Genomic DNA, 23,942 nt, shown 5'->3' on the forward strand with positions numbered 1-23,942 from the left:
CCACAGCATCCCCTACCGCGAAGCCCGGCCCCGTATTGGAGCCGGGCTTCGTCGTTTCAGGCCTCCGATGCGGCCTTTGCGGCGTCGGCCGATGCCATGTCGTCCTCACCGGCCTCCGCAGCGCCGACATTGCGGGTTTCCGGCAGGAGCAGCGCCGCGAGCAGCAGGGCCACCCCCGCAGCCGCGGCCAGCATCAGGAAGGCGGCGCTGTACCCCTCCCGCACCACCATCTGTCCGGCGGCGGCGGTGCTGAGCGAGGCGCCGATGCCCTGGAGGGTGGCGATGGCGCCCTGGCTGACATTGAAGCGCCCGGTCCCCTCGGTCAGATCGGCGACCACCAGCGGAAACAGCGCACCGAAGAGCCCGGCTCCCACCCCGTCCAGCAGTTGGACGCCGACCAGCCAGGCGGAGTTGTCCGACAGGGTGTAGAGGACACCGCGCACGGGCAGGACCAGGAAAGCGGCCAGCAGCAGCGGCTTGCGCCCCCAGCGGTCGGCCCTGGCGCCCACCAGCATCGCCATCGGCACCATGACCAGTTGTGCCGCGACGATGCAGAACGACATCAGGCTGGTGCCCAGCGCCGGATCCTTCATCGCCAGCTTCTGGCCGACCAGCGGCAGCATCGCCGCATTGGCGAAATGGAAGAGGGCGGCGCATCCGCCGAAGATCAGCAGCGGACGGCAGCCCAGGATGACGCACAGACCGGACGGCGCCTCGCGGCCCCCGCCATGGTTGCCGTCATGGTTGCCGCCATGCAGCCCGCGGGCGACCGCATGGTCGATGGCATTGGCGGGAATGCCGGCTGTCGCGGCGATGCTGCACAGCGCCATCGCGGTCATCAGCCAGAACACCGCGACGGGTCCGAAGGCATAGGCCGCCAGACCGGCCAGCAGGGCCGCCACCGCGTTTCCGGCATGGTTGAAGGACTCGTTGCGCCCGACCCGGCGGACGAAGGCGCGCGGCCCCAGCATCCCCAGCGTGATCGCCGCGATGGCCGGCGGGAAGACCGCCCCGGCGGCGCCGACCGCCGATTGCAGAACGGCGACGACGGTGAAGCTGTTCAGCCAGGGCAGGGTCAGCGACCCCACCGTCACCAGAAGCGCTGCGACGACGATCACCGCGCGCTTATAGCGGGTACCGTCGACCAGCGCCCCGGCGGGCACCTGTGCGGCGATCCCCGCCAGCCCGGCGAGCGTCATCACCAGCCCAATGTCCGCCTCGTTCCAATGCTGGACGGTCAGCAGATAGATCGCCAGATAAGGGCCGAGCCCGTCCCGCACGTCGGCGAGGAAAAAGTTCAGCAGATCGAGAGAACGGTTCGGTCCGGCCACGTCTGTCATCCTGCAGGGAATCCGCCCCCGATGGAGCTGCGGCAACAGAACGCCCATTGAAGCGATTTGGTCCAGAGCCTTCAGAACCCGTGACGTGCCTGTCCGAACGGGCTATCGTTGCGACGATATTGCTGTCTTTCGTCATACGGTTGGATCCGGGAACCCGACGCCATGGCCGAACGCGATCCGAAAGAGATCGACGAACTCCGGACGATCATCCAGGCGCATCAGGCATGGCTGAAGCGGCCGTCCAGCGGTCGGCGCGCCGATCTCAGCTTCCGTGACCTCTCGCGGCTGAACCTGGAGCGCGTGTCGCTGGCCGGCGCCAAGCTGGCCGGGGCCAACCTCAGCAACACCCGCATGGTGAAGGCAAACCTGTCGCAGGCCGACCTGTTCGGCGCCGACATGGAGGCGGTGAACCTGACCGGCGCCGTCCTGACCGGTGCCGACCTGCGCGGCGCCAACCTGCACCGCGCCCTGCTGACCGATGCCAACCTGCGCGGCGCCGATTTCCGCGCGGGCGAGCTGGTGGACAGCGGCGGCGGCCAGGACGGTGGCCAGACCTCCACCCGCGGCACCGGCACCACCCGTTTGACCGAAGCGAAGATGGAGCGGTCGATCCTGGCCGGCGCCAATTTCTCCGGCTGCGACCTGACCGGCGCCGATCTGAACGACGCCGACCTGACGGGCGCGGAGCTGACCTCCGCCGTGCTGATGGGTACCGATTTCTGCGGCGCCAACCTGGACGGGGCGGTGTTCGGCAACACGGTGATGGACCACGCCACCCTGACCCGCACCTTCATCCCCTTCGCCCTGCCGCCCGACGCCATCGTCCGCCCCAGCTACAGCGCGATGCCGGTCGCCGAGTTCCTGGAGCTGGTGGAGCGGCACGAGCGCTGGGTCGACAGCGGCGGAGTGGAGGGCGCGCGCCTCGACCTCGACCTCGTGTCGGTGGCGGGGGCGGATCTGCATGGACGGACGCTGGCCGCGGCCCGCCTGCGCCGCTGCCGCCTGCCCGGCGCCCGTCTGACCAAGGCCAGCCTGGAGATGGCGGAGCTGTCCTACATCGACCTCGACGAGGCCGACCTGCGCGACGCCGTGCTGCGCGGCGCCACCCTGCGCCGCGCCTATCTGGCGCACACGCTGATGAGCGGGGTCGATGCCCGGCCGGTGCCGCTGGCCGGCGGCCGCGACTGGCCGGCCAATTTCGAGGGCGCCGACTTCTCCGACGCAGACCTGCGCGATTCCACCATGGGACCGGCAATCGTGCGCGGTGCGGTGTTCACCAAGGCACTGACCGACCGCTCCGGCATCGACATCGCCGGCGCCTCCAGCCCCTTCCCCCCGCCCCCGCCGGAAGAACGGCGGCGGCAGAAGCGCTTCGTGCGGCCCGGCATGGTCGTCCACACCGACCATGGCAGCTTCCCCGCCCGCAACTGGTCGGTCGGCGGATTGTGTCTGCTGGCAGTCAACCAGCCCTATCAGCGCGGCCAGACCTTCCAGGCCCGCGTCGTGCTGGCCGACCGGCAGGAGGTCGCCGCCGTCGCCAACCTCGTCGTCCTGCACCGCGACGAGGAGCGCGGGCAGCTGTCCGTCCGCTTCCACCAGTATGGCGACGATCTGAAGGCGCTGCTGAAGACCGCCTTCCTGGAACATCAGAAGATGGCGGGCTGAACCGGCGGCCGTCCGGCACGCCGCCAAACGGTTTGATTACACAGGATCGTTGATTCCCCGAAACGAGAGCGGAACGATCCAAGAGACCTCCTGTTTGAAGGGAGCACACCGGACGGGGACACAACCCTCCGGTCCATCCCCGGAAGGAGGCTCCCATGGCAGACGAGCAGAAGCCCAGGAAAGTTGGCGTGTATGACGGCGCCGATGGCGGGGCCGGCAGTTCCGGCATGAACTGGATGTGGATCATCCTCGGACTGATCGTGGTCGCGATCGTCCTCTATCTCCTGTTCCGCTGACCCGGCGGCCCCTGCCGCCATGACGGCCGACAACAGCCCGCCTCCCGCCCGGAGCAGCGACGGCGGCGATGCGGTCATTCCCCTGCACGACGAGTCGGTGACCGTCGAAAAGCAGCGGGTGGAGCGAAGCCGCGTCCGCGTCACCACCCGCGTGTCCGAACGCGAGCAGATCGTCCGCGAAGCGCTGGAACATGAGGAGGCCACCGTCACCCGCGTCCCCATCGACCGCGAGATCGACGCCCACCCCAGCATCCGCCAGGAGGGAGACGTTACGGTGATCCCGCTGGTGGAGGAGGTGCTGGTGGTGGAGAGGCGCCTGGTGCTCCGCGAGGAGCTGCACATCCGCAAGAGCCGGCGGACCGTCGAGGTCGAGCAGCCCGTCACCCTGCGTTCCGAAGACGCGGTGGTGGAGCGCGTGACAGCCCCGCCCTCCCCCGTCCGATCCCCCAATCAGACTTCGCCCGAGGAGTGAGACCGATGACCAAAACCATCGTTGCCCTTTACGATCACCGATCCGACGCAGAAACTGCATCCCGCGATCTGCAGGCTGCCGGGTTCGAGTCCAGCGTCATCGAAATCCTGTCGCACAGCGATCTGTCCAGCGGCGGCTGGGGCGACAGGGATCTAAGCGGCTCCCCCACCGGAACCGCCGCCGGTTCCCTGACCGGCGACAGCTCGATCGGCGCGGCGAGCGGCATGGCCCGCACCGACCTGTCCACCGGCTATGTCTCCTCGCCCAACACGGTGCCCGGCACCGGTTCAGGGCTTGGCACGGAAAGCGGCCTGGGCGCCGGGACGGGCATGGGCACGATGGGGGCCGGTGGCGTGATGACCGGCAGCGGAACCGGCGGCATGCTGACCCGGCTGGCCGGCTGGGGCATCCCGAACCAGGATGCGCAGGTTTATGCCGAAGGCGTGCGCCGCGGCGGATCGCTGCTGAAGCTGCGGCTGGAAGAGGAGGATGTCGACCGCGCCATGGACGTGCTGGAGCGCGGCAACGTGGTGGATGTCGAGGAACGCGGCAGCGCCTATCGCGAAACCGGCTGGACCGGCTACGACGAGACCGCCGCTTACTATGACGAGCAGTCGGCGGAGGAGGAGCGTGTGCGCTACTCGCCGGGCCGCACCGCCATCGACACCACCGGCAGCACGACAGCCGGACTGACGGGCGCCGCTGCCGCCATGCGCGACGTGAACACCGACAGCACCCGGACCGGCAGCGCCGAGCGGGAAGAGCAGATCCCGATTGTCGAGGAGCAGGTCAACATCGGCAAGCGCAGCGTCGAGCGCGGCGGCATCCGCGTCCGCAGCTATGTCGTCGAGACGCCGGTCGAGGAACAGGTCCGCCTGCGCGACGAGACCGTCACCGTCGAGCGCCGCCCCGGCGGCATGGTCGGGGGCAGCAGCGAGGTTCCGGCCGACGCCTTCCGCGAGCGCACCATCGAGGTGACGGAGACCGACGAGGAAGCGGTGGTCAGCAAGACCGCCCATGTCCGCGAAACCGTCGTGGTCCGCAAGGATGTCGAGGAACGCGCCCAGAGCGTCCGCGACACCGTCCGCCGCACCGAAGTGGAGATCGAGGACACGCGGGACAAGAGCACCCGCAATCCGCTGTCGGACCGGCCGCTCTCCGACCGGACGGATGACGACGTCACCCGCTGACCGGCTCGGCTGAAGGGCCCTGCCCGTTCGCGGGCATGAAAAAGGCCGCCCCCTTCAGCTGGAAGGGGCGGCCTTTTCTGTGCAGCCTACAAGATCAGCTGCGCACCAGCGGCTTGTACTTGATGCGGTGCGGCTGGTCGGCATCGGCGCCCAGGCGGCGCTTCTTGTCGACCTCGTAATCCTGGAAATTGCCTTCGAACCATTCGACGTGGCTTTCGCCCTCGAAGGCCAGGATGTGGGTGGCGATGCGGTCGAGGAACCAGCGGTCGTGGCTGATGACCACGGCGCAGCCGGCGAAGCTCTGCAACGCGTCTTCCAGCGCCCGCAGCGTATCGACGTCGAGATCGTTGGTCGGTTCGTCGAGCAGCAGGACGTTGGCGCCGGACTTCAGCATCTTGGCGAGGTGGACGCGGTTGCGCTCACCGCCCGACAGCTGGCCGACCTTCTTCTGCTGGTCGGGGCCGCGGAAGTTGAAGCTGGAGACGTAGGCGCGGCTGGGCATGGTCTTCTTGCCCAGCTCGACCAGATCCAGCCCGTCGGAGATCTCCTCCCACACCGTCTTCTTGGCGTCGAGGCTGTCGCGGCTCTGGTCGACATAGCCGAGCTTCACCGTGTCGCCGACGCGGAAGGTGCCGGCATCCGGCCCGTCCTGCCCGGTGATCATGCGGAACAGCGTGGTCTTGCCGGCGCCGTTCGGGCCGATGACGCCGACGATGCCGCCCGGCGGCAGGCGGAAGGACAGGCCGTCGATCAGCAGGCGGTCGCCGAAGCCCTTGGCGATGCTCTCCGCCTCGATGACGACGTTGCCGAGACGCGGCGGCACCGGGATGACGATCCGGGTCTCGCCGGACTGTTCCTTGCCGCTTTCGGCCAGCAAGGTCTCGTAGGCCGTGATACGCGCCTTGCTCTTGGCCTGACGGGCGCGTGGGCTTTGCCGGATCCATTCCAGTTCGGTGGCCAGCTGCTTCTGGCGCGACTCTTCCTGGCGGCCTTCCTGCTCCAGACGCTTCTGCTTCTGCTCCAGCCAGGACGAGTAGTTGCCTTCCCACGGAATCCCCGACCCGCGGTCGAGTTCAAGGATCCAGCCGGTGACGCTGTCGAGGAAGTAGCGGTCGTGGGTGACCAGCACGACGGTGCCCTTGTAGTCCTCCAGATGCTTCTGGAGCCAGGCGACCGATTCGGCGTCGAGATGGTTGGTCGGCTCGTCGAGCAGCAGCAGGTCGGGCTTCTCGAGCAGCAGCTTGCACAGCGCGATGCGGCGCTTCTCACCGCCCGACAGCTTGGTCACATCGGCGTCGCCCGGCGGGCAGCGCAGCGCGTCCATGGCGATCTCGACCGTGCGGTCGATGTCCCAGGCGTCCGCCGCGTCGATCTTCTCCTGCAGCTCGCCCTGTTCGGCCAGCAGCGCATCGAAGTCGGCGTCCGGATCGGCCATCAGGTTCGACACTTCGTTGAAGCGGTCGAGCAGCGCCTTGGTCTCGCCCAGCGCCTCCATGACGTTCTCATGGACGTTTTTGGTCGGATCGAGCTGCGGCTCCTGCGGCAGGTAGCCGACCTTGGCGCCCTCGGCCACCCAGGCCTCGCCGGAGTAGTCCTTGTCCAGCCCGGCCATGATCTTCATCAGGGTCGACTTACCGGAACCGTTGACGCCGAGCACGCCGATCTTCACACCCGGCAGGAACGAGAGCCAGACGTTGTCGAGAACCTTCTTGCCGCCAGGATAGACCTTGGTCAGGCCCTTCATGACATAGACATACTGGTAGGACGCCATGCGCCGCTCCGACCTTCCGAAAAAATGTGAGAATTGGCGCCGCCCCATCCCGATGGTTCTACGGCACCCTGTCGCTAGGGACTGGTTTTAGCGCATAAGGGCCTTGCATGAAACCTTGTTGAGCCACCCGGCGGGGGCCGGGCGGCGACAGGAGGAACAGGATTGGTCAGTCCCAAGGTCGAAATCTACGTCGATGCCGACGCCTGCCCGGTCAAGGCAGAGGTCTACAAGGTCGCCGGCCGCACCGGCTCCAAGGTCTGGCTGGTCGCCAACGCGCCGCTGCGCCTGCCGACGGAGTGCATGGCGGAACTGGTGGTGGTCAGCGACGGCTTCGACGCCGCCGACAACTGGATCGCGGACCATGCCGGCCCGACCGACGTCGTGGTGACGGCGGACATCCAGCTGGCCGACCGCTGCGTGAAGCGCAACGCGGTGGTGATCGGCCCGACCGGACGCCCCTTCACGCCGGACAGCGTCGGCTCGGCGCTGGCGACCCGTGCGCTGATGCAGGATTTGCGCGACATGGGCGTGGTCAGCGGCGGCAACGCCCCGATGAGCCAGCGCGACAAGTCGCAGTTCCTCCAGACGCTGGACCAAGCGGTCCAGGCGCTGAAGGCAGGGCGGCGGCCGAAATTCCGGTGAGCGGAAGGAGGGGGCCGAAGCCCCCTTACACCCGCACCACCTTGCCCGGATTCAGCAGGTTGTCCGGATCGAAGGCGCGCTTGAGGTCGCCCATGACGCCGAAGGCTTCGCCGGTCTCCTGCTCCAGGAACGCCATCTTGCCATAGCCGATGCCATGCTCGCCGGTGCAGGTGCCGCCCATCTCCAGGGCGCGGGTCACCATCTTGTCGGCAAGGCGCTGCGCCTCGGCCAGTTCGGCCGGATTCTCCGGGTCGAGGACATAGACGAGGTGGAAGTTGCCGTCGCCGACATGGCCGACCATCGGGGCCAGCATGTTGGACTCCGCCAGATCCTGCTTCGTCTCCAGGATGCAGTCGGCAAGCCGCGAGATCGGAACGCAGACGTCGGTCGGCCAGCCCTTCGACCCCGGACGCAGGGCCAGCGCCGCATAATAGGCATCGTGCCGGGCCTGCCACAGCTTCGAGCGGTCCTCTGGCCGGGTGGCCCAGGCGAATTCCAGGCCGCCATGCTCGGCGGCGATGGCGGCCACCATCTCCGCCTGCTCCTTCACCCCGGCCTCGGTGCCGTGGAACTCGAAGAACAGGGTCGGGGCGACGGCGTAGTCGAGCTTGGAGTATTTGTTGACGGCGTCGATCTGCACCTCGTCCAGCAGTTCGATGCGGGCGACGGGCACGCCGACCTGGATGGTCTGGATCACCGTGTCGACGGCGCCCTTGATGGTCGGGAAGGCACAGACGGCGGACGAGATCGCCTCCGGAATGCCGTAGAGCTTCAGCGTCACCTCGGTGATGATGCCGAGCGTGCCTTCGGAGCCGACGAACAGCCGGGTCAGGTCATAGCCGGCCGCCGACTTGCGCGCGCGGCCGCCGGTCTTGATGACGCGGCCATCGGCCAGCACCACGGTCAGGCCTAGGACGTTCTCCCGCATGGTGCCGTAGCGCACGGCGTTGGTGCCGCTGGCCCTGGTCGCCGACATGCCGCCCAGCGAGGCGTTGGCACCGGGATCGATGGGGAAGAACAGGCCGGTGTCGCGCAGGTGTTCGTTCAACTGCTTGCGGGTCACGCCGGCCTGGACGGTGACGTCCAGATCCTCCGGGCTGACGCGCAGGATCTGCTGCATCCCCGACAGGTCGACGGTGATGCCGCCGGCCAGTGCGGCGATACCGCCCTCCAGCGAGGTGCCGGTGCCGAAGGGGATGATCGGCAGCTTGTGCTTCGCGCAGATCTTCACGATCGCGCTGACCTCTTCGGTCGAATTGGCGAAGGCGACGCCGTCCGGCGGGAAGGGCGTGTGATAGGACTCGTCCTTGCCGTGATGCTCGCGCACCGGCAGGGAGGTGGTGAACCGGTCGCCCAGCAGAGCCGACAGCTCGGCCCGGGCCTCCTCGGTCAGGGCCGCGCGCGGCTGGGTGGTGGCGATGACGGTCATGGGTGTTGTCCTCCCCGGTCGAAGAATCATTCGGATGGTTCATTGGTATGACCAAGGGAGGCTAAAGCGGCAGGCAAGCCCTTGGCAAGACGGGCGCCGCGCAGGGGTGGAATGCCGGAGCGCGGCGGGTTGGCCCCGACCCGATACATGAGACGCCACACCTGTTGCACCGGCGGCGCAACACTCCATGCAACAGGTGTTGCAACGCCTCACCCCGCCGCACCACCCCGAACCGTTGAAAATCAAGAAAATCCGCTGAACCGACCATCTGGCACGGCAGTTGCTCTTACTCCCTCGAACCGCGCGTCGATCAACGGCGCGCATCAGCGAGGGGGAGGTGCAATCTTGGCTCCGGTCGTCGGCATCGTCGCCAATCCGGTTTCAGCCCGCGATATCCGCCGGGTCGTCGCCAACGCCACCAGCCTGCAGATCGCCGACCGCGCGAACATCCTGCTGCGGGTGCTGGCGGCGCTGCACGCCTGCGGTGTCCGCGACGTGCTGATGATGCCGGAGAATGGCGGCATCCGCGCCCATGTCGAACGCGGCCTGATGCGGGCCAGGGGGACTGGCGGCTCACGCGGCGAGGACATCTATCCCGCCCTCCACACCGTCTCCATGCCGGTCACCGGCACGGTTGCCGACACCCACCGCGCCACCGCGGAGATGCGGCGGGCCGGTGTCTCGGCCCTGGTGGTGCTGGGCGGCGACGGCACCCACCGGGCGGTGGCGGCCGAATGCGGGACGGTGCCCATCGCCGGCATCTCCACCGGGACCAACAACGCCTTCCCCGAACATCGCGAGCCGACGATCACCGGGCTCGCCACCGGGCTGGCGGTCACCGGCCGGGTGCCGCCGCACATCGCCTTCGCCGCCAACAAGCGGATCGACGTGTCACTCGACAACGGGGCTACCGGCGCCACCGTCACCGAGATGGCGCTGGTCGATGTCGCCCTGGTGACGGAACGCTACATCGGCGCCCGCGCCCTGTGGCGGACCGAGAATTTCCGCGAACTCTACGTCACCTTCGCCGACCCCGAGGTGATCGGCATGTCGGCCATCGCCGGTCTGCTGGAACCCGTCGGCCGCGACGAGAGCGGCGGCCTGATGGTGCGGCTGTCACCGGATGGCGACTGCCGCAAGGGCATCACCACCCTCAACGCCCCCATCGCGCCGGGAATGATGGCCCGGGTCGGCATCACCGACTGGCGCCGCATGCCGGCCGGCGTGGCCTTCGTGCCGGAGGTCTCAGCCGGCTCGGTCGCGCTGGATGGCGAGCGCGAGCTGTCCTTCAGCGAACGCGACCGTCTGTCCCTCACGCTCAGGGACGACGCCTTCCGCACGGTCAACGTCGCCGCAGTGATGCGGCACGCCGGCCAGAACCGGCTGCTGACCGGCACCCCGGTGCCCGTCACGGCCGTCTTTTAAACATCAAACACACTCCAGGGAGAAAACACCTCATGGCCCAGAATCCCTTTCCCCTCGGCAAGGACGAGCTGCTGAAGGCCTACCGCACCATGCGGACGATCCGCGAGTTCGAGGAGCGGCTGCACGTCGATTTCGCCAAGGGCGACATCCCCGGCTTCGTCCACCTCTATGCCGGCGAGGAGGCCTGCGCCACCGGCATTATGATGCACCTGAACGACAACGACCGCATCGCCTCCACCCACCGCGGCCACGGCCACTGCATCGCCAAGGGCGTCGATGTCCACGCGATGATGGCGGAGATCTATGGCCGCAGCACCGGCGCCTGCCGGGGCAAGGGCGGGTCGATGCACATCGCCGACCTGTCTAAGGGCATGATGGGCGCCAACGGCATCCTCGGCGCCGGCGCGCCGCTGATCTGCGGTGCGGCGCTGGCGGCCAAGGTGCGCGGCGACCGCGGCGTCGGCATCACCTTCGTCGGCGATGGCGCGTCCAACCAGGGCACCTTCCTGGAAAGCCTGAACCTCGCCGCGGTGTGGAACCTGCCGGTGGTCTTCGTGGTGGAGAACAACGGCTATGCCGAATCCACCGCGATGGAATGGGCGGTGTCCTGCGACAGCTACGTCGACCGAGCCACCGGCTTCGGCATGCCGGGCGTCACGGTGGACGGCACCGACTTCTTCGCGGTGTACGAGGCGGCGGGCGAGATCATCCGCCGCGCCCGCGACGGCGGCGGCCCGGCCCTGCTGGAATGCAACATGGTCCGCTTCTACGGCCATTTCGAGGGCGACGCCCAGACCTACCGCGCCAAGGGCGAGCTGGAGGCGATCCGCGCGTCCCGCGACTGCCTGACCATCCTGTCGGAACGGGTGATCGAGGCCGGGGTGGTCGGCCGCGACGAGCTGCAGGCCATCGACCGCGAGGTGAACGCGCTGATCGAGGACGCCACGCGCGCCGCCAAGGCCGCCCCACTGCCGGCACCGGAAGACCTGCTGCGCGACGTCTACGTCTCCTACTGAGCCCATTCAAGAAACGCCAAACGCGGAGGAAACACATGTCCCGCAAGATCAGCATGAAGCAGGCGATCAACGAGGCCCTGGATCTGGAGATGCGTCGCGATCCCACCGTCATCGTCATGGGCGAGGACATCGTCGGCGGCACCGGCGCCCAGGGCGAGGACGACGCCTGGGGCGGCGTGCTGGGCGTCACCAAGGGGCTGTACGCCAAGCATGGCGACCGGCTGATGGACACGCCGCTGTCGGAATCCGCCTATATCGGTGCGGCCGTCGGCGCCGCCGCCTGCGGGCTGCGGCCGGTGGCCGAGCTGATGTTCCTCGACTTCATGGGCGTCTGCTTCGACCAGATCTTCAACCAGGCCGCCAAGTTCCGCTACATGTTCGGCGGCAAGGCCGAGACCCCGGTGGTGATCCGCGGCATGGTCGGCGCCGGCTTCCGCGCCGCAGCCCAGCATTCGCAGATGCTCACCCCGCTGTTCACCCACATTCCGGGGCTGAAAGTGGTCTGCCCCAGCAACGCCTATGACGCCAAGGGCCTGCTGATCCAGTCTATCCGCGACAACGACCCGGTCATCTTCTGCGAGCACAAGAACCTCTACGGCATGGAATGCGAGGTTCCGGCCGAGAGCTACGCCATCCCCTTCGGCGAAGCGAACGTGCTGCGCGACGGCGACGACGTGACCATCGTCAGCTATGGCCTGACCGTCCACCGCGCGATGGAGGCGGCGGCGACGCTGGCGAAGGATGGCACCGAGGCCGAGGTGATCGACCTGCGCACCCTGTCGCCCATCGACTGGGACACCATCGTCGAGAGCGTCGAGCGCACCGGTCGGCTGGTGGTGGTGGACGAGGCGCATCCGCGCTGCAACCTCGCCACCGACATCGCCGCCTTCGTCGGCCAGAACGCCTTCGGCGCGCTGAAGGCAGGCATCCAGATGGTGACGGCGCCGCACACGCCGGTGCCCTTCGCACCATCGCTGGAGGATCTCTACGTCCCCAGCGCCGACAGCATCGCCAGCGCCGTGAAGCGCACCCTGTCGCCCAAGGGGGCGCGCAGCATCGCGGCGTAACGGACCGGCGTCACCACACAGCACGCACAAGCCACCCCTCTCCCTGATTCCCGCCTCAGCGGGAGTGACGGGAGGGGTGTGCGCCAATCAAAAAAGCATTCCCCAGGAGACCGAGTTCCATGTTGAACGAGCGCATCAAGCCCATCGTCATGCCGAAATGGGGCCTGTCCATGTCGGAGGGCAAGGTCACCGGCTGGCTGAAGCAGCCGGGATCCACCATCTCCATCGGCGATGAACTGCTGGAGGTCGAGACCGACAAGATCACCAATGTGGTCGAGGCGGGCGAAACCGGCGTGCTGCGCCGGGTGCTGGGCGAAGCCGGCACCGTCTATCCGGTCAAGGCGCTGATCGCCGTGCTGGCCGAACCCGATGTGCCCGACGACGACATCGACGCCTTCATCAGCGCCTATGCCGTCCCGGCCAGCGAAGACGACGGCGAGGCCGAGGCGGGTCCGCAATACCACACCGCGGAAACGCCGGCCGGCACCATCCGCTATGCCAAGCGCGGCGAGGCCGGGCCGACCGTCCTGCTCGTCCACGGCTTCGGCGGCGATCTCGACAACTGGCTGTTCACCATCGACGCGCTGGCGGAGAAGGCCACCGTCTATGCGCTCGACCTGCCCGGCCACGGCCAGTCGAACAAGCAGATCGCCGACCCCAGCCTGTCCGGCCTGTCGAAGGCTGTGCTGGGCTTCCTCGATACGGTCGGGGTGGAGCGCGCCCATTTCGTCGGCCATTCCATGGGCGGGGCGGTGTCGATGCGCACGGCGCTCGACGCGCCGGGGCGGGTGGCGTCGCTGTCGCTGATCGCGTCGGCCGGCCTCGGCGAGCAGATCGACCATGGCTACATCCAGGGTTTCGTCGGTGCGACATCGCGCCGCGACCTGAAACCGGTCCTGGAGACGCTGTTCGCCGACCGTGGCCTTGTCAGCCGCCAGATGGTTGACGACCTCCTGAAGTACAAGCGGCTGGACGGCGTGGACGAGGCGCTGCGGGCGCTGTCGGCCTCGCTGTTCGCCGAGGGCCGGCAGGCCAGCGTGCTCGCTTCCGGGATTGCGGACGCCAGGACGCCGACGCTGGTCGTATGGGGCGAGGAAGACCGCGTCATCCCCGCCGACCACGCCCAGGCACTGGCGAACACGGCCCAGGTCGCCGTCATCCCCGGCGCCGGCCACATGGTGCAGATGGAGGCGGCCGGCAAAGTGAACGCGCTGCTGAAGGACCACATCGCCAAGGCGGACTGAGGAGGCCAGCCCCCTTCCCGCCCCTTTTCCCGGTTCCCGAACCCCTCGCCACCGGCGCGCAAGGCTGTCCGCCAGCGCGCCGGCAGGAGACCGTTCATGCCCGATCTCAAGGACCAGTGCATCATCGTCACCGGTGCCGGCCGCGGCATCGGCGCCACCATTGCCCGCGCGCTGGCCGCCGACGGTGCCAAGCTGACCATCGCCGACCGCAACGCGGCCGACGCCCAACAGGTCGCCGAAGCCATCCGTGCGGCCGGCGGCAGCGCCATCGCCGTGACGGTCGATGTCCGCGACCGAACCGCCGTCCGCCGCATGATCGACGAGACGGTGAAGACCCACGGCCGGCTCGACGTCCTCTTCAACAATGCCGGCATCGCCCAGACCAAGCCCTTCCTCGACATCACCGAGGACGATTGGCACACGGTCAACGACGTCAACGCGCTGGGCGTGCTGATCGGCATGCAGGAAGCCATCAAGACCTTCCGCAAACAGGGCGGCGGCGGCAAGATCGTCAACACCGCCTCCATCGCCGGCAAGCAGGGCTACGAGCCGCTGGCCCACTACTCCGCCAGCAAGTTCGCCGTCGTGGCCCTGACCCAGGCCGCCGCCCGCGGCTTCGGCAAGGACGGCATCACCGCCAACGCCATCTGCCCCGGCGTGGTGGCGACCGAGATGTGGAAGATCATCGACCAGGGCTTCCGCGATACCGGCATCACCAAGTCGGAGAACGAGGCCTTCGACATGTTCGCCGCCGGCGCCGTGCTGGGCCGGCCGTCGCGTCCCGACGATCTGGTCGGCGTCGCCCGCTTCCTCGCCTCGTCCGACAGCGACTTCATGACCGGCCAGTCCCTGCTGGTCGATGGCGGGATGGTGTTCGCCTGACCGTCCCGGCCGTGTGCCCAAGCCCATAACGATAAAACCGGAGGACAACACCATGAGTGCCACTTCGATGAAGGCCGCCGTCTGGCATGGCCGCAAGGACATCCGGGTCGAAGACGTGCCGTTGCCGGGCGCTCCGCCCGCGGGATGGGTGCAGATCAAGGTGCATTGGTGCGGCATCTGCGGGTCCGACCTGCATGAGTATGTCGCCGGGCCGGTCTTCATCCCCGTCGACACGCCCCACCCGCTGACCGGCCTGAAGGGCCAGTGCATCCTCGGCCACGAGTTCAGCGGTGAGATCGCGACGCTGGGCGAGGGCGTCACCGGGTTCAGCGTCGGCGACCGCGTGGCGGCCGACGCCTGCCAGCATTGCGGCGAGTGCTATTACTGCAAGCACGGCATGTACAACATCTGCGAGAAGCTGGCCTTCACCGGCCTGATGAACAACGGCGCCTTCGCCAGCCTCGTCAATGTCCCGGCCGAACTGCTCTACAAGCTGCCCGACGGCTTCCCGACCGAGGCCGGCGCGCTGATCGAGCCGCTGGCGGTCGGCATGCATGCGGTGAAGAAGGCCGGCAGCATCGTCGGCGAGACGGTGGTGGTGGTCGGCGCCGGCACCATCGGCCTCTGCACCATCATGTGCGCGAAGGCGGCCGGCGCCGGCCGGATCATCGTTCTGGAGATGTCGGCCGCCCGCAAGGCCAAGGCGCTGGAGGTCGGCGCCTCCATCGTGCTCGACCCCAAGGAGTGCGACGCGGTGGCGGAGGTCAAGGCGCTGACCGGCGGCTACGGTGCCGACGTGTCGTTCGAGTGCATCGGCCATCGTGACACGGCGAAGCTCGCCATCGACGTCATCCGCAAGGCCGGCAAGACGGTGCTGGTCGGCATCTTCGAGGAACCCAGCGCCTTCAACTTCTTCGAGATCGTCGCCACCGAGAAGCAGGTCATCGGCTCGCTGGCCTACAATGGCGAGTTCGCCGACGTCATCCGCTTCATCGCGGACGGCCGCATCGACGTGCAGCCGCTGATCACCGGCCGCATTACCCTGACTGACATTGTCAGCGGCGGCTTCGAGGAACTGGTCGCCCACAAGGACCGCAACGTGAAGATCATCGTGCAGCCGCAGACAATCGCCGCGGCAGCCGAACAGCCGGAGCTTGTCCACTGATGGCCCTGCCCGCGCTGCATGCCCCCCGCCCGGAACACCGGGCCGAAAAGCCGGCCTGGCTCCGTGCCCGCGCCCCTGCCGGTGTGGCGTTCGAGGACACCCGGTCGCTCGTCCGCCGTCACGGCCTGAACACGGTCTGCGAGGAGGCTGCCTGCCCCAACATCGGCGAATGCTGGAGCAAGCGGCACGCCACGGTGATGATCCTGGGCAGCGTCTGCACGCGGGCCTGCGCCTTCTGCAACGTCGCCACCGGCCGGCCGGATGCGCTCGACCCCCACGAGCCGGACCGGCTGGCCGGGGCGGTGGGCGAACTGGGCCTCGCCCATGTCGTCATCACCTCGGTCGACCGCGACGATCTGCCCGACGGCGGGGCCGCGCATTTCGCCCGCTGCATCCGCCGCCTGCGCGAGACCGCGCCGGCCACGACGGTGGAGGTGCTGACCCCCGATTTCCGCAACAAGCCGGGGGCGGTGGAGGCGGTCGCCGATGCCCGCCCCGACGTCTACAACCACAATCTGGAGACCGTGCCGCGGCTCTATGCCGATGTGCGGCCGGGGGCGCGCTATTACGGCTCGCTCCGCCTGCTGGAGCGGGTGAAGGAGCGCGACCCGACCATCTTCACCAAGTCCGGCATCATGGTCGGGCTGGGCGAAGAGCCGGCGGAGGTGTTGCAGGTGATGGACGATCTGCGGGCGGCTGGCGTCGATTTCCTGACCATCGGCCAGTATCTCCGCCCCACCCCCACCCACCATCCGGTCGCCCGCCACGTCACGCCCGACGAGTTCGAGCGCTACGGTACGGTGGCGCGGGCGAAGGGGTTCCTGATGGTGTCGGCGACGCCGCTGACCCGCTCCTCCCACCATGCCGGCCGCGATTTCGAAGAGCTGCGGCGGCGGGCGGCGATTACTGCACCACCCTGACCGGCCCCACCTTGGACCCATCCGACTGCGGCGGCTTCATCAGCTTGCAATTGCTGACACAATAGGTCTGCATCTCCATGCGACCGCCGCAGCTCACAAAACACTCATCGTAATCCTGGGAACAGCTGCTCAATCGGTAGCAATGAATTTCACTTTCAAAGTCCCCAATTCGCCTTTCATGCTTCGCGCCTTTGGGGAGATGTTTCTTGTACTCGTAATATGCCGCATGCGCACGGGTCAGCCCTTCGGCCATGCAGGTCTGATACCCCAATTCGACCGCGGCGTTGCATAGCTGCTTCGTCTGCTGGCACTGGGCGACACAGCGTTTTCCAGCGTCGCTTGCCGGCATAAAAGTGGTCGTCCTCGTCTGTAAATTCGGAGTTGGGGTGCAGCCGGCCATCGCGGCCGCCAGCAGGCAGCCGAGCACAACTAAACGCGTCTTCATCGTGGATGCCCCGCCCTGGAATGACGTTACCTGGCATGAACAGCCAAGCCAGAGGAAGTCATCCATTCCCGGCGCAGGATTCGCAAAAAAGGTTTCTGGGCCGTAGCAGCCACAATCCGGAGACGAAGAAAATCCGCCCGCCGGTCCGGACCAACAATGATGCCGGGCCGGTTCGACGGGAGGGTTGAGGACAACGAACGCGGGTGCGGATGCGGGTACGGTCAGGCGGCGCGGACGATGGCGATGAAGTTGCCGACCTCCGCCTTCAGCCGATCCGCCTCCTTCGCCAGTCCGTTGGCGGTGCTCAGAACCTGATCGGCGGCGGCACCGGTTTCGGTGGCTGCCCTGGTCACGCCGACGATGTTGGTGGACACCTGCTCGCTGCCGCGCGCCGCCTGGGCGACATTGTTGGAAATCTCGGCGGTCGCCGCATTCTGCTCTTCGATGGCAGCGGCGATGGCCGACGAGATTTCGCTCATCCGGCCGATGATCCCGGCAATGCCGGCAACCGCTTCCCGCGCACCGGAGGTGGCGCCCTGGATCTGCTTGACCTTCGTCTGGATTTCGTCGGTGGCCTTCGCCGTCTGGCTGGCCAGAGCCTTCACCTCGCTGGCGACCACGGCAAAGCCCTTGCCGGCCTCGCCGGCGCGGGCGGCCTCGATGGTGGCATTCAGCGCCAGCAGGTTGGTCTGTCCGGCGATGGAGTTGATGAGATCGACCACGGCACCGATCTGGTTGGCGGTTTCGACCAGAAGCTGCATGCTGGCGTTGGTGCGGTCGGCTTCCTGCACCGCGGTTGCCGAAATGGCGCTCTGGTTCGACACCTGGCGCCCGATCTCCAGGATCGAGGCGGCCAGTTCCTCGGTCGCCGCGGCGACCGTCTGCACGTTGGCGCTTGACTGCTCCGACGCCGCCGCGACGGCGGTCGCCTGCGCGGTCGACTGGGTCGCGGTCGAGGACAGGGTTCCGGCAGCCCCCTGCATTTGGATGGCGGACGACGACACATTCTGGACGATGGCGCTGACGCTGCCTTCGAACCGGTCGGCAAGTTGGCGCATCTCCGCCTTGCGTTCCGCGTCCGCGCGCGCCTTCTGGGCCTCCTGCTCGGCGGTCAGGCGCCGCACTTCGAGGGCGCTGCTCTTGAAGACGTCCAGGGTGCGGGCCAGCGTGCCGACCTCGTCGCGGCGCTCCGTTCCATCGATGGCGAAGTCCAGCTCGCCCTGCGACACGCGGGTCATCGACGCGATGATGCGCGTCATCGGACGGGTGATCATCAGCACCACGACGGCCAAGGACAACCCAAGCCCCAGCAGGATGCCGGCGATGGACAGCACCAGAACGACGGTCCGGGTCTGCTCCGCGGCGGCACTGGCTTCCTGTACGGCCTTCTCGACACCCTTGCGGTTCACTTCGACCCGCTCGTCGATCAGGGTCGACGCCGCGTGGCGCGCCTTCGCGCCTTCGCCTTCGCCGGAACTGAGGGCGAACGCCTCGTCATCCTTGGCCTGCAGGGTCAACTCGATGACCTTGAGAGCGTTCTGCCGGTAGGCATCGACCAGCGCCTTGATCTTCACGCCGGTTTCACGGCGGATGTCGCTGTCCGCGGTGAGGGCGAGGTCGGCGATGGCCTTGTCGGCCAGCGCCATTGCTTCGTTGAACATGGTGGAGAAGCGCCGCATTTCATCGACGCTCTTTTCGATGATGGCGTTCTTTTCAGCCACGGTCGCCGCATTGAGATGGCGGCCGACGTCGAGAATGGTCGCACGACGCGCCGCCTCGACGGTCAGCGCATACTCCGAGACCCGTTGAACCAGTTCCAGCCGCTGGAGCGCCGTCACCGCAATCGCCGTCATGAAAATCAGCAGCAGAATTACCGGCGCGAGAATCTTGACGATCATCTTCTGGTTGCTGAACCATACCAACATCCACCACCCCCCAAAGGCCGCAATCCCAAGCAGGATCAAGATACCCGCTTTGGAATTACGGTAAGTCTTTGGCCACACCAATCAATAATGGGTTTCCCAGATAAATGTTATAACAATGAAATGTTCATTGTCAAAAGACAACCTAACAACGCCGAGGCGTACCTTACTCTCCCCTATCGTGCTTACGATAATTCTACCTATATCAATTTATCGGAGGAGCATTTTTATATTATCCTTGCTGAGACATTCTTTTATTTGCCCAAGCAAGGAAAATATCGCCGCCTTGTCCAGCCCTGGACAGCCCGGACAAGGCGGCGAAACCCGGCCGAGAGAACTGATCCGGCGCCGCAATCAGGTCAAATGCTGCCGTTGCAGATAGTCCTCGCTCTGCATCTCCATCAGGCGGCTGACCGTGCGCTCGAACTCGAAAGCGTGGGTGCCTTCCGGGTAGAGGCGCTCGGGCGGCCCCTCCGCGGCGATGACGACGTTGACCTTGTGCTCGTACAGCGCGTCGATCAGCGTCATGAAGCGCTTGGCCTCGTTGCGCAGCTCGTCCTTCATCGTGGGCACATGGTCGATCAGCACCGTGTGGAAATGGGTGGCGATCGCCAGATAGTCGGCCGCCCCCAGCGGCTTGCCGCACAGGTCCCAGAAATCGACCCGGGCCACGCATTTGGCGGCACGCGCGATGTCCACCCGCCGTCCCTGAACCGTGAGGCTGCAAGGCTCGCCCGCCGCACCGCCGGTCAGGTCGGAGAAGGCCTTCGCAAGGGCGGCGTCCGAGGCCGGACCCAGCGGGTGATGGTAGATCGGCACGCCTTTCAGCCGGTCCAGCCGGTAGTCGGTCGGGCCGTCCAGCGACAGGATGTCGAGCTTCTCCTTCAGCAGGGCGATGAAGGGCAGGAACAGCTCGCGCTGGAGACCATCCTTGTACAGCATGTCCGGCGGCCAGTTGGAGGTCGCCACCACCACCACGCCAAGGTCGAACAGGTTGGTGAACAACCGGCCCAAAATCATCGCGTCGACGATGTTGGTGACGTGGAACTCGTCGAAGCAGAGCAGCCACGCCTCGTCGGCCAGCGCGCGGGCCAGTTCGGGCAGCGCCTCGTCCGGGCCGTCGCCCTTGCCTTTGCCGGATTGACGGTGATCGTGGATGCGCTGGTGGATCTCCAGCATGAATTCGTGGAAATGGACGCGCCGCTTCTTGTTGACCGGGGCGGTCTCGTAGAACAGGTCCATCAGCATCGACTTGCCGCGGCCGACGCTGCCGTAGATGTACAGCCCCTGCGGCGCGGTGGAGGCGATGTCCGGCGGCGGCGGCGCGGCGCGGCGGCGACCCAGACCAAAGCGCTCCAGCCACCCTCCCCCTGCCGGCTTGTCGTCGCCGACGGGCTGCGGCCGATAGCCCTTCAACGCCTGATACAGGCTTTGGAACTTCTCCGCCGCCAGTTCCTGGTCGGGATCGGGGCGAAGAGTGCCGCTGCCGCGGCGGGCGCGGTAGAGCGAAAGCGGTCCGTCGGTCATGGGGATATGCGCGATCCGGCTGCCAAGATGGCTCCTTACCTAACGGATGGCGCCAGTTACGGCAACCGCCGACGGGAGGACCGTCAAGGAATGGCAGGATCGCGCCCACACTCAAGTTGCGCGCCATGAGCGGCGCGACATCTGCGCGCAGTGGAAAACCCAGTATTTCCGTTTGGTTACACTTTCTTTAAGATGTCGGCGCGATCAATCAGGGCAGGCCGTCCGGCCGCAACCGCCACAGGAAATCACGACGCCGATGCCCGTTCCCGGGTCCGCCTCCCCGCCGCCGCCCCGCTCCACCGCCGGTCTGGCGGGAGCGTTGCGTGGCCGGCTGGGATCGGTGCGCTTCCTGATGACCGCGTCCGGCCTCGCCTTCATCCTGGTGGTGAACACGCTGATCGGCTACGGCATCCTCCAGGGCCGGCGCGAGGCGCTGGATGCCGGGGAGCGGGCGACCCGCGATCTTGCCCGCATGCTGGAATCGCAGACGCTACGGACGGCTTTCGCGGTGGACCAGCTGCTGCGCGACCTGTCCTTCGCACTCGACACGCTTCCCGACGGCCCCCGCCGCGGCAGCACGGCGATCCACGACCATTTGCGCCAGCGGCGCGACAATTTTGCCGAACTGGCCGATCTGGTGGTGGTCGACGGCGACGGCCTCGCCCTCCATCATTCGGCCGAACTGCCGCTGCCGACGGTTCCGTTGTCCGACCGCGCCTATTTCACCGGGCCGCGTGACGGCGGCCAGGATCTGCATGTCAGAGCCGCCATCACCAGCCGGGTGCGGCCCGGCACGCAGATCATCCCGTTCAGCAGGCGCTGGCTGGATACCGACGGCGGCTTCCGCGGCGTGCTGGTCGCCATGGTCGATCCGACACGTCTGGCGGCGACGTTGGAATCGCGCGATATCGACCGCAAGGGCAGCGTGATCCTGGCGCTGGGGGATGGCACCATCCTGCTGGAACGGCCGCAGGGGCATGGTGGAAATCACGGCGGACCGGGACGGCTGACCGACTGGCCGGCGGTGTGGACTGCGCTTGCCACCCATGACGAGGCCACCATACGCGACGCGGCGCCCGGACCTGGGGGCAGCACCGACAGTCTGGTCAGCGTGCGGCGGGTGCAGGGCTATCCCTTCGTGATCGTCGCGACCCTGCCGGTGGCGGCGGCGCTGGCCGAATGGCGGCGCGACACGGCGGCCTGGACCTCCATCGGCACGGTGATGACCATCGCCATCGCCTTGCTGACCGCCTTCGTCATCCGCCAGCATGCCCGGCGGGACGAGGATCAGGCCCGGCTGGCCCGCGCCTCGCGCCGCATCCGCGGCATTCTCGATTCGATGCTGGATGCGGTTGTGACCTTCGACACCGCCGGGCGCATCGTCACCTTCAACCGCGCAGCCGAGATGATGTTCGCCGTGCCGGAGCGGGAGATGATCGGCCAGCCGATCGAGGCGCTGATCCCCGACGGGCGCGGCGGCGCCAACGACCGCGACCTGACCGCGCTGCGCCACGACGGCCATGCCTTTCCGGTCGGCTTCACCGTCAGCGACCTGCGGCTGGGCGGCGGGACCGGTGCTGTGCGTCCGGACGAACCGCGCATCCATGTCGGCGTCATCCGCGACATGACGCGCCGCAAGCAGCAGGAGGCGGAGCTGATCGCCTCCAAGACCCAGGCCGAACTGGCGAACCGGGCGAAGAGCGAATTCCTGGCCAACATGAGCCACGAGCTGCGCACCCCGCTGAACGCCATCATCGGCTTCGCCGAGGTGCTGGACAGCGAATTCTTCGGCACCGTCAACGAGCGGCAGAAGTCCTGCATCACCGACATCCACGACAGCGGCCGGCATTTGCTGGACATCGTCAACACCGTGCTGGACATGTCGAAGCTGGAAGCCGGCCAGTTCGAGCTGTGCGAGGAGGCGGTGGAGGTGCATGAGGCGGTCGGCCAATGCCTGATGATGGTGCGCGACCGCGCCGCCTCCAGCGGAGTCGCCATCCGCAACGAGGTGACGGCCGCCATCGCAACTCTCTGGGTCGACCGCCGTGCCTTCAAGCAGGTGATCCTGAACCTGCTGTCCAACGCGGTGAAATTCACGCCCGGCGGCGGCAGCATCACCATAACGGCCGGGATGGAACCGGATCGCGGCTTCGCACTGGCCGTCGCCGACACCGGGATCGGCATCCCGCCCGACTTCATGGCCGACCTGTTCCAGCCCTTCCGTCAGGCGGAGAATGCCGCCAACCGCCGCTACGAGGGCACCGGACTGGGCCTGTCGATCTCGAAGAATTTCGTCGGCCTGCATGGCGGCACGCTGACCTGCCGCAGCACGCCGGGCGCCGGCACCACCATGACGGTGCGGCTGCCGGCCGGACGGGTGATCCAACAGCCCAGCCGCATCGGCAGCCACGACCCGGCTCCGGCGGCCTGAGGCGGTTTTACGCAGGCGGCCTCGGGCCGTTTTACCTCAGGCGCGTTGCGGAGAAACGCCGGGGCGGATTGACGAAGTCGTCCTGCGCGGCGATCAGCTGAAGCTCGCGCGTGCCCACCCGTTGCGTCGTCTCGAAGATGGCGAAGATCGCCGCCGCGGCCTTTTCCAGCGCATCGGCCGGGTCGAAGGCGGTCAGGTAATGGGCAAGGAACAGGGCCGCCACCGCGTCGCCCGACCCGTTGGGCGGCGGGTCGAAGGTCAGGCGCGGCGTCGACACCAGCCAGGCGCCGTCGGCGCTGTCCACCAGCATCTCGATGCTGTCGGGATCGGCATCACTGCGGGTCAGGCTGGTGACCAGGACAAGGCGCGGCCCGCGGGCGCGCAGCGCGGCGGTGGCGGCCAGCGCGTCGTCCAGCGTCGCTACCTTGCGGTCGGTCAGATATTCCAGCTCGAACTGGTTCGGCGTCATCAGGTCGGCGGCGGGAACCGCATGGTCGCGGATGAACTCCGGCAGGCCGGGCCGCACGAAGAAGCCGCGGCCGACGTCGCCCATCACCGGATCGCAGCAGTAGATCGCCTTGGGATTGGCGGCCTTCACCCGCGCCGCCGTCTCGACGATGACCTGCCCCAGCTCGACCGCGCCCATATAGCCGGACAGCACCGCATCCTGCGCCGGCAGCACGCCGCGGGCGGCGATGCCGTCGACGATGTCGGCGATATGCTCGGCCGTGAAGACCTGCCCGGTCCAGGCGCCATAGCCGGTGTGGTTGGAGAACTGGACGGTGTTCACCGCCGTGGCGTCGATCCCCAGCCGCTGCAGCGGAAACACCGCGGCGCGGTTGCCGACATAGCCATAGGCGACGTGCGATTGGATGGTGAGGACGCTTTTCATGGACGCAAGCGTAAGCGACGCTCCGCCGGGCGTAAAGCCGCCGACTCCGCGGCAACGGGCGGGGACCGTGGCATGGCTGCCATGCGCCAATCCCGGCAAACGCGGATGCTGCGGCCGTGTGGCACACGGGTGTCGCCCCATGGACACGACTCATGGACAGGATCAGGGCGCGCGGCTAAAGCTGGCCCCTTCCATCATCCG

At 67.5% G+C, this 23,942-nt stretch carries 20 protein-coding genes; 13 read left to right on the plus strand and 7 right to left on the minus strand.

The window, feature by feature from the left end:
* Positions 1-56: 56 nt before the first annotated feature.
* Positions 57-1,340 carry an MFS transporter gene (locus ABNQ38_RS19410; RefSeq protein WP_377809793.1) on the minus strand — a complete coding sequence of 428 codons (1,284 nt, stop codon included), beginning with the start codon at positions 1,338-1,340 and terminating at the stop codon, positions 57-59.
* A 162-nt stretch (positions 1,341-1,502) separates the two neighbouring features.
* Here ABNQ38_RS19410 and ABNQ38_RS19415 point away from each other — a divergent pair, with 162 nt between their 5' ends.
* The 4 genes from ABNQ38_RS19415 to ABNQ38_RS19430 all read left to right on the plus strand — a co-directional run bounded on the left by ABNQ38_RS19415 (position 1,503) and on the right by ABNQ38_RS19430 (position 4,963).
* On the plus strand, positions 1,503-3,005 hold the full coding sequence (locus tag ABNQ38_RS19415) for a pentapeptide repeat-containing protein (RefSeq protein ID WP_377809794.1): 1,503 nt from the start codon (positions 1,503-1,505) through the stop codon (positions 3,003-3,005).
* A 155-nt stretch (positions 3,006-3,160) separates the two neighbouring features.
* The gene (locus ABNQ38_RS19420; protein WP_158280202.1) at positions 3,161-3,301 is read left to right on the plus strand and encodes a hypothetical protein; all 141 of its coding nucleotides are present in this window, start codon (positions 3,161-3,163) and stop codon (positions 3,299-3,301) included.
* A 19-nt stretch (positions 3,302-3,320) separates the two neighbouring features.
* Positions 3,321-3,773 carry a YsnF/AvaK domain-containing protein gene (locus ABNQ38_RS19425; RefSeq protein ID WP_377809795.1) on the plus strand — a complete coding sequence of 151 codons (453 nt, stop codon included), beginning with the start codon at positions 3,321-3,323 and terminating at the stop codon, positions 3,771-3,773.
* Between the two features lie 5 nt (positions 3,774-3,778).
* Positions 3,779-4,963: a YsnF/AvaK domain-containing protein gene (locus ABNQ38_RS19430; RefSeq protein WP_377809796.1), complete on the plus strand. Its 1,185-nt coding sequence runs from the start codon at positions 3,779-3,781 to the stop codon at positions 4,961-4,963.
* A 94-nt stretch (positions 4,964-5,057) separates the two neighbouring features.
* Here the strand turns inward: ABNQ38_RS19430 and ettA are convergent, their stop codons facing one another.
* Positions 5,058-6,734: an energy-dependent translational throttle protein EttA gene (ettA, locus tag ABNQ38_RS19435; protein ID WP_098740304.1), complete on the minus strand. Its 1,677-nt coding sequence runs from the start codon at positions 6,732-6,734 to the stop codon at positions 5,058-5,060.
* Positions 6,735-6,896: 162 nt separating this feature from the next.
* Here ettA and ABNQ38_RS19440 point away from each other — a divergent pair, with 162 nt between their 5' ends.
* On the plus strand, positions 6,897-7,376 hold the full coding sequence (locus ABNQ38_RS19440) for a YaiI/YqxD family protein (RefSeq protein WP_377809797.1): 480 nt from the start codon (positions 6,897-6,899) through the stop codon (positions 7,374-7,376).
* 25 nt (positions 7,377-7,401) lie between these two features.
* Here ABNQ38_RS19440 and ABNQ38_RS19445 read toward each other — a convergent pair whose 3' ends face one another.
* Complete coding sequence (locus ABNQ38_RS19445) at positions 7,402-8,805, minus strand: FAD-linked oxidase C-terminal domain-containing protein (protein WP_377809798.1); 1,404 nt, start codon at positions 8,803-8,805, stop codon at positions 7,402-7,404.
* 345 nt (positions 8,806-9,150) lie between these two features.
* Here ABNQ38_RS19445 and ABNQ38_RS19450 point away from each other — a divergent pair, with 345 nt between their 5' ends.
* The 7 genes from ABNQ38_RS19450 to lipA all read left to right on the plus strand — a co-directional run bounded on the left by ABNQ38_RS19450 (position 9,151) and on the right by lipA (position 16,524).
* Entirely contained in the window at positions 9,151-10,230 is a 1,080-nt protein-coding gene (locus tag ABNQ38_RS19450) for an ATP-NAD kinase family protein (RefSeq protein WP_377809799.1), read from the plus strand.
* Positions 10,231-10,262: 32 nt separating this feature from the next.
* Positions 10,263-11,246 carry a thiamine pyrophosphate-dependent dehydrogenase E1 component subunit alpha gene (locus ABNQ38_RS19455; protein ID WP_377809800.1) on the plus strand — a complete coding sequence of 328 codons (984 nt, stop codon included), beginning with the start codon at positions 10,263-10,265 and terminating at the stop codon, positions 11,244-11,246.
* A gap of 35 nt (positions 11,247-11,281) precedes the next feature.
* Positions 11,282-12,313: an alpha-ketoacid dehydrogenase subunit beta gene (locus tag ABNQ38_RS19460; RefSeq protein ID WP_377809801.1), complete on the plus strand. Its 1,032-nt coding sequence runs from the start codon at positions 11,282-11,284 to the stop codon at positions 12,311-12,313.
* 119 nt (positions 12,314-12,432) lie between these two features.
* Entirely contained in the window at positions 12,433-13,557 is a 1,125-nt protein-coding gene (locus tag ABNQ38_RS19465; protein WP_377809802.1) for an acetoin dehydrogenase dihydrolipoyllysine-residue acetyltransferase subunit, read from the plus strand.
* 96 nt (positions 13,558-13,653) lie between these two features.
* A complete protein-coding gene (locus ABNQ38_RS19470) occupies positions 13,654-14,439 on the plus strand; it encodes a glucose 1-dehydrogenase (RefSeq protein ID WP_377809803.1) in 786 nt (261 codons plus the stop codon).
* A gap of 52 nt (positions 14,440-14,491) precedes the next feature.
* Positions 14,492-15,604: a 2,3-butanediol dehydrogenase gene (locus ABNQ38_RS19475; RefSeq protein WP_377809804.1), complete on the plus strand. Its 1,113-nt coding sequence runs from the start codon at positions 14,492-14,494 to the stop codon at positions 15,602-15,604.
* Positions 15,604-16,524 carry a lipoyl synthase gene (gene lipA, locus ABNQ38_RS19480; protein ID WP_377809805.1) on the plus strand — a complete coding sequence of 307 codons (921 nt, stop codon included), beginning with the start codon at positions 15,604-15,606 and terminating at the stop codon, positions 16,522-16,524. Before ABNQ38_RS19475 ends, lipA begins: the two co-directional genes overlap by 1 nt.
* Here the strand turns inward: lipA and ABNQ38_RS19485 are convergent.
* The 3 genes from ABNQ38_RS19485 to zapE form a co-directional block, all read right to left on the minus strand.
* A complete protein-coding gene (locus ABNQ38_RS19485; RefSeq protein WP_377809806.1) occupies positions 16,508-16,969 on the minus strand; it encodes a hypothetical protein in 462 nt (153 codons plus the stop codon). The genes lipA and ABNQ38_RS19485 overlap by 17 nt on opposite strands.
* A gap of 221 nt (positions 16,970-17,190) precedes the next feature.
* Entirely contained in the window at positions 17,191-18,894 is a 1,704-nt protein-coding gene (locus ABNQ38_RS19490; protein ID WP_377809807.1) for a methyl-accepting chemotaxis protein, read from the minus strand.
* 351 nt (positions 18,895-19,245) lie between these two features.
* Positions 19,246-20,418 (minus strand): cell division protein ZapE, encoded by a 1,173-nt coding sequence (gene zapE, locus ABNQ38_RS19495; protein ID WP_377809808.1) that lies wholly within the window; start codon positions 20,416-20,418, stop codon positions 19,246-19,248.
* A 256-nt stretch (positions 20,419-20,674) separates the two neighbouring features.
* On the opposite strand from zapE, the gene ABNQ38_RS19500 reads away from it, so the two are divergent.
* The gene (locus ABNQ38_RS19500; protein WP_377809809.1) at positions 20,675-22,849 is read left to right on the plus strand and encodes an ATP-binding protein; all 2,175 of its coding nucleotides are present in this window, start codon (positions 20,675-20,677) and stop codon (positions 22,847-22,849) included.
* Between the two features lie 31 nt (positions 22,850-22,880).
* Here the strand turns inward: ABNQ38_RS19500 and pdxY are convergent, their stop codons facing one another.
* Positions 22,881-23,741 (minus strand): pyridoxal kinase PdxY, encoded by an 861-nt coding sequence (pdxY, locus tag ABNQ38_RS19505; protein ID WP_377809810.1) that lies wholly within the window; start codon positions 23,739-23,741, stop codon positions 22,881-22,883.
* Positions 23,742-23,942 lie beyond the last annotated feature (201 nt).

This window comes from Azospirillum sp. A29, assembly GCF_042604625.1.
GTDB lineage: Bacteria > Pseudomonadota > Alphaproteobacteria > Azospirillales > Azospirillaceae > Azospirillum > Azospirillum palustre.